Origin of the sequence: uncultured Faecalibacterium sp. (assembly GCF_900066275.1) — a bacterium.
GTDB lineage: Bacteria > Bacillota > Clostridia > Oscillospirales > Ruminococcaceae > Faecalibacterium > Faecalibacterium taiwanense.
This window is the reverse complement of record NZ_FMFG01000003.1, coordinates 2507-14060: the sequence shown is the minus strand read 5'-3', so window position 1 is coordinate 14060 and position 11554 is coordinate 2507. Positions and strand designations below refer to the sequence as shown.

Genomic DNA, 11554 nt, shown 5'->3' with positions numbered 1-11554 from the left:
AGCTGAGCCACAACCCCTTTGCCGGTGCGGTGAGGGCTTTGTAAACGCACACCTGCTCGCGCACCACGCGGTTCTCAAAGCAGTCCGGCAGATCGATCTGCTTTGCCATCAGAACATCGCGGTCGGCGTGGGTCAGAAGGCCCGTCTCGGACGGTGCACAGGGAAATTCGCCCTCCGCAAGGCCCAGCACGAACACATAGTCCGGCGCGTCCAGACGCATTTTGCCCGCGCTTGCCAGCACCACAGCATCCAGCGTCTGCGGGATATGCCCAAGGTCCGAAGAGCGCAGCAGCAGGCTGAACAGGTCCTCATATTCTGCAAGGGTCACACCCTGCCCGCCCAGCAGGTGGGCCATCTCGTTGAGCAGCTGCATCACCACGTTCCACTCGCGGGCCGCTTCCTCTGCCGCCGGGATGCCCCGGGCAGTGCGGACGGCTTCCACCAGCGCTGCCTGCTGCTCTTCTGCACCCAGCTTTTTCAGGCAGAAATACAGTTCCCGGCTGATCTGTTCGGCGCTGCCGCCCCGCACCTTGCTGCGCAGTTCGTCCACGGCTGTTACCAGCAGCTGGCGGGCAGTCTCGGCATCCTCCAGCGTTTTTGCATCCTCATCGGACAGTTCATTTTCGCCGAAGCCCTTGGGGCTTTTCTCAAATTTTGTGCGCCATGCCGCCGCATTGGGTGACCAGGTATAGGCATAGTTTTCCAGCGCGCAGACCTGCGGCTCGGTCAGAGCGCACAGGCCGGTCTTGGCAAGAATGGTCAGGTTTTCGGTCATATCCGCACCGCGCAGCAGTGCCAGCAGTGCACGCACCGCCGTAGCCGGGGCGCTGAACTCCGGGGTGGTGGGTTCATCGCAGTAAAGCGGGATATCTGCCATGCGGAACTCGTACCGGATGGCCGCACGGTAATCCGGGATATTGCGGCAGACCACGGCCATTTTGCCGCAGCGCACGCCCTGCCGCATCAGGCGGCGGATGGCCGCAGCGGTGCAGCGGGCTTCCTCTTCCCGGCTGGCAGCGGCAAACAGCCGCACCTCCGGCGCAGCGGGCGGCACCTCACAGGTGCCAGTCTCCAAAAGCTCTGTCACAGCCGCAAGGCCGGGCGCATCCTTATGGCGCAGGTCGCGGCGCAGCAGCTCCGGCACTGCCGCATCAGCACCGTTTTTGCGGGCCAGCTGCCGCAGCTGTGCGGCCACCTGCTTTGCGCCGGAAAAAAGCCCCATATCCCCCGGCACCATGGGCGCACCGTCGTCGCACAGGGCCACCGTGACGGCGGGCAGCGCCGCCAGCATCGCGCCCATCAGCCGCTTTTTGGGTGCGTTGAAGGTATCAAACTCGTCAATGAACACTTCCCGCTCCCGCAGAAAGTCCGGCAGTTCGCCCCGGGCAAGAGCGGCTTCCAGCCGGTCAGCCGCCAGCTCCAGCCGGTCGGCGGGGTCCATGCCGGTGCCCGCCAGCAGCGTTTCGTACCCCTGAAAGATCAGTGCCAGCTCGCTCAGCTTGCCGCTTTCCGGCCCGCAGTCCGGCGCAAGCTCTGCCAGCTGTGCGCCGGAAAGGCCGGCACTTTTCAGCTCGTCGATGGTCTGGGCCGCCATCTGGCAGAAGGCCGCACTGCGGCGGTGGCGGTAGTAGTAATGCACATGATCCTGCAGCTCTTCCAGCGCGCGGCGCACCAGCACGGCGCGGCCCGCGTCCGAAAGGGTCTGCACCGCCGCGCCGCCCTCGGCAGAGAGGATGCGCTCGGCCAGACTCGTGAAGGAAAAGCTTTCCACCATGCCGGAAAGAGCATCGCCCAGTTCCCGGTAGATGCGGCCCTCCGTGCTGGAAGTGAACTGTTCCGGCACCAGCAGGATGCTGCGCCGGCCTGCCTCGGCCCGGGCACGGATGCGGGAATAGAGCAGCGTCGTTTTGCCGCTGCCGGAGCCGCCTAAAACCAGTTTGAGCATGGGGCACTTCCTCCTAAAAAAACGATCTGTGTTTATTGTAACACGAAAATCCTCTCAAAAAAAGTGTTATTATCTACCCTTTAGCCTGCAGCTGTGGTACACTTGAACCGATAAACTTTTCCACACAAGAGAGGAAGCCTGTATGAAAATTTTAGCTGTTGATTACGGCGACAGCCGCACCGGCCTTGCCACCTGTGACCGCACCGAGTTCCTTACAACGGCCATCACCCCGCAGATCACCCTGAAAGCCCGCAACAAGGTAGCCGCCCGGGTATGCGAGGTGGCCAAGGAGATCGGAGCCGAGCTGATCGTGATCGGCCTGCCGCTGAACATGGACGGCACCGATGGCGAGCGCGCCGCCAAGAGCCGCAAGCTGGCAAAAACGGTCGAGATCTGGAGCGGCCTGCCGGTACGCATGTGGGACGAGCGGCAGACCACCTGCGCCGCCGCCGACATTCTGGACGAGAGCGGCACCTTTGGCACAAAGCGGAAGGAAATTCTGGACTCTGTGAGCGCCACGGTCATTCTGGACGATTATCTTGCATGGCGGAAGGAGCACCCGGGAGAGATATAAGAAAAAGGACACCTGACGGTGTCCTTTTTCTTATTCGTACTGCGTAATGCTCACGCTGTTGATGGTGATGTCCTCACGGGGCTTCTGGTTTTCGTCCACGGCGGTCTGGCCGATGGCATCCACCACGTCCATGCCCTCGTACACTTGCCCCAGCACGGTATCGGTGTAGTCAAGATAAGGCGCGCCGCCGGCGGTCTGATAGGCCGAAACCACCTCTGCGCGGTAGCCCGCGCTGTTCATCTGGTCCACAAGCTCCTGCGTCACCGACTGGTCTCCCGGCAGCGTCTGCATCACGTAAAAAACGCTGGCGCACTCGCCGGAAGCATCGGTGCCCATACACAGGGCACCGGAATAATGGTGCAGGCTGTCGGTGGTCTCAGCCGGGTAGCGGCTGCCGTTCCAGATGGTACTGCCCCTGCCGTCGGCCCCCTGCCCGGCTTCCACCACAAAGCCGCTCTCCACGCGGGAGAAGGTCAGGCCGTTGTAGTAGCCTGCCTGCACAAGGCCTGCAAAGTTATCATAGGCCTGCGGGGCCTTGTCCGGGAAAAGCACCGCCTTGAACACGCCTGCCGAGGTATCAAACACCGCAATGGTGTCCCCCGCCGCAGGGTGGGCAAACTGCAGCTCTGCCGATTCCACTGCCGGGCGGTCGATCTTCTGGACTGTACTGCCGCCGCTGCCTTTGCCAAAGTGCAGAAAGCTCCCGGCACTGCAGCCCGTCAGCGCCAGCGCCGCTGCCAGCACAAACGCCGCCCATCTTTTTTTATGCATCATTTCCGCCCACGCTCCATACTCTATAGTAACCTGCACGGCACACCGTGCACAGAAGATTCAGAGGATAGTATATCATATTCTGCCGCAGAGTGCGAGAGCAAATGCGTGAAAATTTGCTGCACAATTTCTGTGCGAAAAAGCATCTTGACGAGCAGGCAAAAAAACGCTACACTATATGCAGGCCAAGCGGGCGGCACACAAACAGCCCGTTTTATGACACGATACAGGAGACAATATCTATGTCTGACGAAATCAAGAACCCTAATACCGAAGAAGATCAGCCCGACCTGATGACCCTGGAGGATGAGGACGGCAACGAGATCACATTTGAGGTGATCGATGCGCTGGACCACAAGGGTGTGCATTATCTGGCTGCTGTGGAATACGCCGAGACCGAAGAGGAAGCTGAGAATGCTCAGCTGGTCATTCTGAGCGTTGGCGAGGATGATGAAGGCGAGTATCTGGACGTCGTGGACGACGACGAGCTGCTGCTGGAGCTGGGCAAGCTGTTTGAAGAGCGCCTGAGCGACGAGTACGACATCGAAGAATAATTCCAGACAAATTACCCGGCAAAACTTCCTGCCCGGCTCGATTTGTTGCGGTTTATATGATCCTACTAATCATTCAACGGGAGCTTGGAGTTCCCCGGTGGATTGCAGACCTCCCCGTCATGGGGCGACCATGAAGGCTCGATGAGGAAGCGCGAACCCGGAGACAGGGCACCCACCTGTCCGTAAGGGTAGGTTTGATTGACCGCAGACGACCGGGCGGGATCTTTTTATAGCAATCCATCCACCGCTGTCCTCTGCAAAAACAGAGACAGTGTGTGGATTTTTTTATTTCCCTGAATATGGAAAGGATGTGCATTGCGGCATGAAGTCAGAACATCTGGTGGGCACCTCCATCCCCCGTTTCACCTTTGATACCCCCACCACACCGGGCAATGATTTTTACAAGCTGTGCGAAGGGGAGCACCCTCTTGTCATGATCTTCCTGCCTGCCTTTGACCACCCTGTCACGCGGGAATACCTGACCCGCTACCTGCAGACCCTGCCCAGACTGCGCGGCGTGCGGCTGGCCTGCGTGGTGCGTTCCTCGCCCCGCATGGTGGCAAAGGCCACACAGGGGGCCGAGTTTCCCTTCACCCTCATCTGCGACGCGCCGGGGGTGCTGTACGGCTACCTTGGCGTAGAACAGGCCCGCGGCATCCTGAGCTGGAGCTTTGCGGCCCAGCGCATCTACAAAGCGGCCAAAGAGCAGGGCTACCGCTACAACAGCAATGCTCCGCAGCAGCTGCCGCTGACGCTGGTGGTGGGCCACATGGGTAAGATCCTGTTTACCCACTCCGGCCGCAGCCAGACCGACCTGCCGGAGGACTGCGCCGCCATCCGCGAGATCACCCGCGAGGTGGTGCGCACCATGGCCGAGGACCAGCGGCGTGCACACCCCCACTGCTCCGACGAGACGCTCACCCTGCCGGATCTGGTAGGCTGGGACGATTTGGACGGAAGCAGTAATTGAGTCAACAAGCAAAAGCACCTGCAGGATCAACCGCAGGTGCTTTTGTTTTAGCGAGCTCGCCCTCTCAGTCTCGCGTTGCTCGACAGCTCCCCCAAAGTGGGAGCCTTTGGCAATCCACAAAAGGTGCATCTTTATGCCAAGGCCTCTCCCTTTGGGAGAGGTGGATTTGCGAAGCAAAGACGGAGAGGGCGAGGCCGCTTTCAATTTTCAGAGCTTTCATCTGCAAACAGTCCCGGGATGCCGCACAGGGCTGCAATGCCCACCAGCGTGAACACGATGCGCGACCAGATGGATGCGCTGCCGCCCAGCAGCCAGCCCACAAAATCGAACTGGAACAGCCCCACAAGGCCCCAGTTGATGCCGCCCACGATCATTAAGATCAGACAGATTTTATAAAAGGTCTGCACAAAAAAGACCTCCTTCCTTTGCGGGCAGTATGCCCCGTGGGAAGGAGGTCTATGCATTTTTATCGGCTCACCCGTGCGCCGCCGCGGTCAGGCTGCGCCACGTACACCTGCTTCCAGCGCCGCTTTGCGGCCTGTGCAGCAGCCCGTGCGGCCCCTTCGTCCCGGAATACGCCGAACACCGCCGCACCGCTGCCGGTCATCAGGGCGGTGACAGCGCCATGCTCCCGCAGCAGGGCCTTGATGGCCCCGGTATCCTTTGCTCCGCTGCACTCTTCCAGCGCATTGCCGGCGGCGGCACAAAGGTCATCCAGATCTCCGGCACGGATAGCGGCTTCCTGCGCTCCGCAGTCCGGGTGGATGCTGCTGCCCACCCGGTCGTAGGCCGCAAAGGCCTCCGGGGTGGAAACGCCGTAGTCCGGCATCACCACCGTGAACCAGCACTCCGGCACCGGCGGCAGGGCCTTGAGGAAGTCTCCCACGCCCTGCACCCGGCAGGTGCCGCCCATCAGGGCAAAGGGCACATCCGCACCGATCTTTGCGCCCAGCGCGCACAGCTCACTCATGGAAAGGTGCGCACCGTACAGCTCGTTCATGCCCACCAGAACAGCGGCAGCATCGGCACTGCCGCCCGCCATGCCCGCCCGCACCGGGGTATTTTTATAGATTGTGATGTCCACGCCCGCCAGAAGGCCGGTGTAGTCAAAAAATGCCAGCGCTGCCTTGATGGCAGTGTTTTTGTTATTGGGGGCCACCAGACTGCCCGGCAGACGCAGGTTCAGGTAGGGGCTGCGGCACAGCACCACCCGCTCGTACAGGGTGATGGCCTGCATGGTCATGTCCAGATCATGGTAGCCGCTCGGCAGAAGGCCCACCACGTCCAGCGCCAGATTGAGCTTTGCGGGGGCCAGAACGGTCACGCAGTTCAGCCTTGCCATTTGTTCCTCCTCAGATACCGTGATAGATGCCGTTTTCCTGCAGGAATTCCCGGATGCGCTTGAGCGCTTCCTTCAGATGCTCCACGCTGTAGGCGTAGGAAATGCGGGCGTAGCCTTCGCCGGAAGCGCCAAAGGCGTCGCCGGGGATGATGGCCACATGCTTCTGTTCCAGCAGCTTCGTGCAGAAATCCTGACTGCTCATGCCCGTGCTCTTGATGCAGGGGAAGGCGTAGAACGCACCGCGCGGCTCAAAGCAGGTCAGGCCCATATCGTTAAAGGACTTCACCACAAGGCGGCGGCGCATATTGTATTCGTCGCGCATGCGGTCGATCTCGCCGTCGCACTCCTTCAGAGCAGTGATGGCGGCGTACTGGCTGGTGGTGGGGGCGCTCATGATGGCGCTCTGGTGGATCTTGGTCATGATCCGGATGATGGGTGCCGGGCCGCAGGCATAGCCCAGACGCCAACCGGTCATGGCGTAAGTCTTGGAGAAGCCGTTCACCACGATGGTGCGCTCGGCCATGCCGGGCAGGGTGGCAATGGAAACATGAGGCCGCAGGCCATAGTTCAGCTCTGCATAAATTTCATCGGAGAGCACCATGATGTTGGTACCGCGCAGCACCTCAGCTACAGCTTCCAGATCCTCGCGCTCCATCACCGCACCGGTGGGGTTGTTGGGAAACGGCATGATGAGCAGCTTTGTCTTGGGGGTGATGGCTGCTTTCAGCGCATCGGCACGCAGGCGGAACTCGTCCTCCTGACGGCAGGCCACATGCACCGGCACACCGCCGGACAGGGTGGTGATGGGCTCGTAGCACACAAAGCAGGGCTCCGGGATGATGACCTCGTCCCCGGGCTGCACCAGCGTGCGGATGCACATATCAATGGCTTCGCTGCCGCCCACCGTGATGAGCACCTCGTGCAGCGGGTCGTAGTGCAGGCCCATGCGGCGCTCCAGATACTTTGCCACCTCGGCGCGCAGCTCCTTCAGGCCTGCGTTGGAGGTGTAGCGGGTGCGGCCATGCTCCAGACTCTCAATGCCGGCTTCGCGCACGGCCCATGGCGTTTTAAAGTCCGGCTCGCCCACGCCCAGACTGATGCACTCGGGCATTTCGGCAGCCAGATCGAAAAATTTGCGGATGCCGGAGGGGCGCATGGCCTCAGCGGCAGGCGCGATCAGTTTATCGTAGTCCATCACAGCACCGTGCACTCTCTTTCATCGATTTCTTCGTCCTGATACAGGCGGCCCTCCTTTTTATAGGTGCGCAGCACAAAATGGGTGGCGGTGGACAGCACATCGTCCAGCGGAGAAAGGCGCTTTGCCACGAACAGGGCGATCTCCTGGAAGGTCTGGCCCTTGATCACCAGCTGCAGGTCGTAACCGCCGCTCATCAGCAGCACGCTCTCCACCTCGTCAAAGGCGGCAATGGTGGCTGCGATCTCGTCAAAGCCGCGGCTCTTCTTGGGGCTGACGTTCAGCTCGATGACGGCCTCCACACGGTTGACCCCGGCCTTTTCCCAGTCCACAAGGGTCTTGTAGCCCTTGATGATGCCCTGCGCCCGGGCCAGATCGATCATGGCCGCCACCTCGGCGGGGGATTTATTCAGCATCGTGGCGATATCCTCAATGGGCAGCCGCGCATTGTCTTCCAGGATCTTCAAAAGCTGTTCCATAGTATTTTGCTCCTTCTCAGCCCGTAACCGGGAAATAAATTATTTATAAGTATAGCACAAGCTGTAAAAGATTGCACCCAATTTTTGGGATAGAATGTCTTTTTCCCCTCGTGTCTGTTCTTTTTTACAAAAAGTGTGTTCAAATTTTGCCAAATCTGCTATACTGGAAAAGTAAGAGTGTGCCGGAACGCTTGCGGCACCGTTCATCAAAAGGAAAACGAGGGTGGAAACGATGAAAGCATTCATTACCGTCATTGGTCACGATACCGTGGGCGTTGTTGCCAAGGTCGCCGGTCTGTGCACCGAACTGAACATCAATATCGAGGACGTGACCCAGAGCATCCTGCAGGGCATGTTCGCCATGATCATGCTGGTGGATATCAGCAACTGCAATGTGAGCCACGAAGAGCTGCACAAGCGCACCGACGCGCTGGCTGCCGAGATGGGCATGCAGATCAATGTTACCCGTCAGGAAGTTTTTGATGCCATGCACACCATCTGATGGAGGGAGTACACAGCTATGAGTATGTTTAATACCGGTGACATCCTCGAGACCATCGAGATGTTCACTCAGGACAATCTGGACGTGCGCACCGTCACCATGGGCATCAGCCTGCTGGACTGCATCGACCCAGACCCGAAGAAGGCGTGCGAGAACATCTATAACAAGATCACCACCAAGGCCGCAAACCTTGTGCCCACGGTGGAGCATATCAGTGCCGAGTACGGTATTCCCATCATCAACAAACGCATCAGTGTCACACCCATCGCCATGCTGCTGGGTGCCTGCCCGGATGCCGACCCTGTGGAGTTTGCAAAAACTCTGGATGCCGCCGGTAAAAAGGTGGGTGTAAACTTTGTGGGCGGCTACAGTGCTCTGGTGCACAAGGGCTTTTCTGCCGGTGACCGCCGCCTGATCGAGTCCATTCCCCGCGCACTGGCCGAGACCGACATCGTGTGCAGCTCGGTGAACATCGGTGCCACCAAGGCAGGACTGAATATGGACGCTGTCAAGCTCATGGGCGAGGCTGTCAAGAAGGCCAGTGAGCTGACGGCTGATCGTCAGTGCATCGGTGCCGCAAAGCTGGTGGTATTCTGCAACGCACCGGAGGACAACCCCTTCATGGCCGGTGCATTCCACGGCCCCGGCGAGCCGGACTGTGAGATCCACGTGGGCGTTTCCGGCCCCGGCGCTGTGCGCGCCGCACTGGCCCGCCTGCCCAAGGATGCCCCCATCGACGAGGTGGCAGAGCTGGTCAAGCGCACCGCCTTCAAGATCACCCGCGTGGGCCAGCTGGTGGCAAACCTTGCCTCCAAGGCTCTGGGCGTGCCCGCCGGCATCATCGACCTGTCGCTGGCACCTACCCCCGCCATTGGCGACAGCGTGGCCAACATTCTGGAAGAGATGGGCCTTGAGACCTGCGGCTGCTGCGGCACCACCGCCTGTCTGGCCCTGCTGAACGATGCCGTGAAGAAGGGCGGCGTGATGGCCTCCAACCATGTGGGCGGTCTGTCCGGTGCCTTCATCCCGGTCAGCGAGGACGCCGGCATGATCCACGCCGCCGAGATCGGCTGCCTGACCATTGAAAAGCTGGAAGCCATGACCGCCGTCTGCTCGGTGGGCATCGATATGGTCATCATCCCGGGCGACACCACCCCGGCTGTCATCAGCGCCCTGATCGCTGACGAAGCCGCCATCGGCATGGTGAACAGCAAGACCACCGCCGTGCGCGTCATTCCCGCCATTGGCCGCAAGGCCGGCGAGGTGCTGGACTTTGGCGGTCTGCTGGGCTATGGCCCCATCATGGCCGTGAACCAGCACGACCCGTCCGTGTTCATCAACCGCGGCGGCCGACTGCCTGCCCCCATGCAGTCGCTGAAGAACTAAGAGAATAAATCTACTCCAACAGGCCCATCCTCTGGATAACATTTCCAGAAGAAGGGTCTGTTTTTATGTTATCCAGAATGCTTACACGTTCTCAGATGGTTCTGCTCTGCCTTGGCCTGTTTCTCGCCCTTGCTCTGTGTGGCGCATGGCAGGCATTTGCATGGGGCCGCACCCAGCTGGACACCGGGGCGCTGGTGTGCGCCGACACCCTGCGCCTGCACATCCGGGCTGAGAGCGATTCCATTGCCAGCCAGAGCGCAAAGCTCCATGTGCGGGATGCCGTGCTTGCCTATCTGGACACCGCCTGCCCGGCACAGAGCAAGCCGGAAGCGATCGCCTGGGCGGCGCAGCATCTATTTGAGCTGCAGCTCACGGCCCGGCACGCGCTGGCACAGCTGAACATCCGCACGCCGGTGCGGGTGCAGCTGGTAAATATGTACTTTGCCACCCGGCGCTATGGTTCCGGCACTCTTCCCGCCGGGCGGTACGACGCTTTGCGCATCGATCTCGGTGCCGGAAAAGGCCGCAACTGGTGGTGCGTGCTCTACCCGGGCCTGTGCCGCTCTGCCTGCGGCAGCTACGCCCGGCCCGCCGAAAACGACCTTGTGTGCGGGGAGTACATCCTCCGGCTCCGGCTGGTGGAATGGGTGCAGCAGCGCACCGCCCGCCGGGAGGATGTGGTGCTTGTGGGGTAACGCCCGGCGCTTTCGCCGCATAGCATGTGGCGAAAGGAGCGTGTGATCATTATGGCGATTCCTGCTTATTATTCCCTGCTCCAGCGCGGCTCCTCCGGGCCGGACGTAGCTCTTGTGCAGACCTGGCTCAACGGTGTACGCGATGCCTGCACATGGTACGGCGAGCTGAAGGCCGATGGAAAATTCGGCATTTCCACCGAGAACGCCGTGAAGGAGTTCCAACTCAAAAACAAGATGAATGTGGACGGCAAGGTGGGCGCGAACACATGGAACGTGCTCTACACCCGCTACACGGCCAAGCACGGCCTGCATGTGCCCTACCCCGGCATTGCCCTGCGCAGCGGCTCTTCCGGCGGCACGGTGCGTCTGGTGCAGCAGAAGCTCAATTCACTGGGTGAACGGCTGAACGCCGACGGCAGGTTCGGCGCAGCAACGGCAGCGGCTGTGCAGCGGTTCCAGCGCCGCAGCGGCCTTACCGCCGACGGCGTGGTCGGCGAAGAAACGTGGGAGAAGATGTTCTGATTTAAGGGAAGCGAACTCCTTCAGTCACGGCTTGCGCCGTGCCAGCTCCCTCAAAGAGGGAGCCTCTGGCAAAACCGGAAGCTTTTCCGCACTGCCAAAGGCCCCATCCCCGAGGGGGCTGGCATCGCGCAGCGATGACTGGGGGAGTTTTCCTTGCCCCCACCCCCGCCCTGCTGTATAATAAAGAAAACTCTGAAAAGGCGGTGTTTCCGTTTGCGTTTTCTGCATCTTTCCGACCTGCATCTGGGCAAGCGGGTGTGCGAGTTCTCCATGCTGGACGACCAGCGGTACATTCTGGAACAGATCCTTTCCCTGCTGGATAAAACGCCCGTGGACGGTGTGCTGCTGGCGGGCGACCTCTACGATAAGCCCGTTCCCCCTGCCGAAGCCGTGCGCCTGCTAGACTGGTTCCTCACCCAGCTGGCCGAACGCAGGCTGCCCGTGTTCGCCATCAGCGGCAACCACGACTCTGCCGACCGCATTGCCTTCGGCGCGGCCCTGCTGCAAAACAGCCGGGTGTACGTCAGCCCGGTGTTCTCCGGTGCGCCGGTGCCCATCCCCCTCACCGACGAGTACGGCACGCTGGACGTGTACCTTCTGCCCTTTTTGAAGCCCGCCA

13 protein-coding genes, 1 other RNA gene and 1 pseudogene are annotated in these 11554 nt (G+C 60.7%); 9 read left to right on the top strand and 6 right to left on the bottom strand.

The features are described 5' to 3' along the window. Positions 1–1945 (bottom strand): annotated as a pseudogene (locus QZL71_RS01810) (ATP-binding protein); the annotation flags it as partial. Positions 1946–2087: 142 nt separating this feature from the next. Between QZL71_RS01810 and ruvX the strand changes: the two are divergent. Continuing rightward, positions 2088–2519, top strand: coding sequence for a Holliday junction resolvase RuvX (gene ruvX, locus QZL71_RS01805; RefSeq protein WP_294647495.1), 432 nt, complete (start codon positions 2088–2090; stop codon positions 2517–2519). Positions 2520–2549: 30 nt separating this feature from the next. Here the strand turns inward: ruvX and QZL71_RS01800 are convergent, their stop codons facing one another. Further along, positions 2550–3293 carry a peptidylprolyl isomerase gene (locus tag QZL71_RS01800; protein ID WP_294647493.1) on the bottom strand — a complete coding sequence of 248 codons (744 nt, stop codon included), beginning with the start codon at positions 3291–3293 and terminating at the stop codon, positions 2550–2552. Positions 3294–3532: 239 nt separating this feature from the next. Between QZL71_RS01800 and QZL71_RS01795 the strand changes: the two genes are divergently transcribed. The 3 genes from QZL71_RS01795 (at position 3533) to QZL71_RS01785 (ending at position 4814) form a co-directional block, all read left to right on the top strand. Continuing rightward, positions 3533–3844 carry a DUF1292 domain-containing protein gene (locus tag QZL71_RS01795; protein WP_044954017.1) on the top strand — a complete coding sequence of 104 codons (312 nt, stop codon included), beginning with the start codon at positions 3533–3535 and terminating at the stop codon, positions 3842–3844. Positions 3845–3866: 22 nt separating this feature from the next. Next, positions 3867–4071: non-coding RNA, 6S RNA (gene ssrS / locus QZL71_RS01790), on the top strand. Positions 4072–4166: 95 nt separating this feature from the next. Further along, positions 4167–4814 (top strand): AhpC/TSA family protein, encoded by a 648-nt coding sequence (locus QZL71_RS01785; RefSeq protein ID WP_044954019.1) that lies wholly within the window; start codon positions 4167–4169, stop codon positions 4812–4814. A 200-nt stretch (positions 4815–5014) separates the two neighbouring features. Here QZL71_RS01785 and QZL71_RS01780 read toward each other — a convergent pair whose 3' ends face one another. From QZL71_RS01780 to QZL71_RS01765, 4 genes are read right to left on the bottom strand one after another with little or no spacing between them, the layout of a single operon-like run. Then, complete coding sequence (locus QZL71_RS01780) at positions 5015–5221, bottom strand: DUF378 domain-containing protein (protein ID WP_294647492.1); 207 nt, start codon at positions 5219–5221, stop codon at positions 5015–5017. A 59-nt stretch (positions 5222–5280) separates the two neighbouring features. Beyond that, entirely contained in the window at positions 5281–6156 is an 876-nt protein-coding gene (gene ispE, locus QZL71_RS01775) for a 4-(cytidine 5'-diphospho)-2-C-methyl-D-erythritol kinase (RefSeq protein ID WP_294647490.1), read from the bottom strand. A gap of 10 nt (positions 6157–6166) precedes the next feature. Further along, a complete protein-coding gene (locus QZL71_RS01770) occupies positions 6167–7351 on the bottom strand; it encodes a pyridoxal phosphate-dependent aminotransferase (RefSeq protein ID WP_294647489.1) in 1185 nt (394 codons plus the stop codon). Then, positions 7351–7830, bottom strand: coding sequence for an Lrp/AsnC family transcriptional regulator (locus QZL71_RS01765; protein WP_005935606.1), 480 nt, complete (start codon positions 7828–7830; stop codon positions 7351–7353). The genes QZL71_RS01770 and QZL71_RS01765 overlap by 1 nt, the downstream gene beginning before the upstream one ends. Before the next feature lie 232 nt (positions 7831–8062). Here QZL71_RS01765 and QZL71_RS01760 point away from each other — a divergent pair, with 232 nt between their 5' ends. The 5 genes from QZL71_RS01760 to sbcD form a co-directional block, all read left to right on the top strand. After that, positions 8063–8332, top strand: coding sequence for an ACT domain-containing protein (locus QZL71_RS01760; protein WP_005944416.1), 270 nt, complete (start codon positions 8063–8065; stop codon positions 8330–8332). A gap of 24 nt (positions 8333–8356) precedes the next feature. Continuing rightward, a complete protein-coding gene (locus QZL71_RS01755) occupies positions 8357–9718 on the top strand; it encodes a PFL family protein (protein WP_363912603.1) in 1362 nt (453 codons plus the stop codon). Between the two features lie 65 nt (positions 9719–9783). Then, positions 9784–10413, top strand: coding sequence for a stage II sporulation protein R (locus QZL71_RS01750; RefSeq protein WP_294647486.1), 630 nt, complete (start codon positions 9784–9786; stop codon positions 10411–10413). 51 nt (positions 10414–10464) lie between these two features. Further along, entirely contained in the window at positions 10465–10935 is a 471-nt protein-coding gene (locus QZL71_RS01745; RefSeq protein ID WP_207698656.1) for a peptidoglycan-binding domain-containing protein, read from the top strand. A 213-nt stretch (positions 10936–11148) separates the two neighbouring features. Beyond that, the coding region (sbcD, locus tag QZL71_RS01740; protein ID WP_294647484.1) for a metallophosphoesterase family protein at positions 11149–11554 on the top strand (406 nt) is incomplete at its 3' end.

What these genes read in the sequence shown, in the direction of transcription:
- QZL71_RS01760 (WP_005944416.1), top strand. Translation starts at nt 8,063, where the DNA reads ATGAAAGCATTCATTACCGTCATTGGTCACGATACCGTGGGCGTTGTT.
- ruvX (WP_294647495.1), top strand. Translation starts at nt 2,088, where the DNA reads ATGAAAATTTTAGCTGTTGATTACGGCGACAGCCGCACCGGCCTTGCC.
- QZL71_RS01750 (WP_294647486.1), top strand. Translation starts at nt 9,784, where the DNA reads ATGTTATCCAGAATGCTTACACGTTCTCAGATGGTTCTGCTCTGCCTT.
- QZL71_RS01770 (WP_294647489.1), bottom strand. Translation starts at nt 7,351, where the DNA reads ATGGACTACGATAAACTGATCGCGCCTGCCGCTGAGGCCATGCGCCCC.
- QZL71_RS01755 (WP_363912603.1), top strand. Translation starts at nt 8,357, where the DNA reads ATGTTTAATACCGGTGACATCCTCGAGACCATCGAGATGTTCACTCAG.
- QZL71_RS01785 (WP_044954019.1), top strand. Translation starts at nt 4,167, where the DNA reads ATGAAGTCAGAACATCTGGTGGGCACCTCCATCCCCCGTTTCACCTTT.
- QZL71_RS01800 (WP_294647493.1), bottom strand. Translation starts at nt 3,293, where the DNA reads ATGATGCATAAAAAAAGATGGGCGGCGTTTGTGCTGGCAGCGGCGCTG.
- QZL71_RS01765 (WP_005935606.1), bottom strand. Translation starts at nt 7,830, where the DNA reads ATGGAACAGCTTTTGAAGATCCTGGAAGACAATGCGCGGCTGCCCATT.
- QZL71_RS01795 (WP_044954017.1), top strand. Translation starts at nt 3,533, where the DNA reads ATGTCTGACGAAATCAAGAACCCTAATACCGAAGAAGATCAGCCCGAC.
- QZL71_RS01745 (WP_207698656.1), top strand. Translation starts at nt 10,465, where the DNA reads ATGGCGATTCCTGCTTATTATTCCCTGCTCCAGCGCGGCTCCTCCGGG.
- ispE (WP_294647490.1), bottom strand. Translation starts at nt 6,156, where the DNA reads ATGGCAAGGCTGAACTGCGTGACCGTTCTGGCCCCCGCAAAGCTCAAT.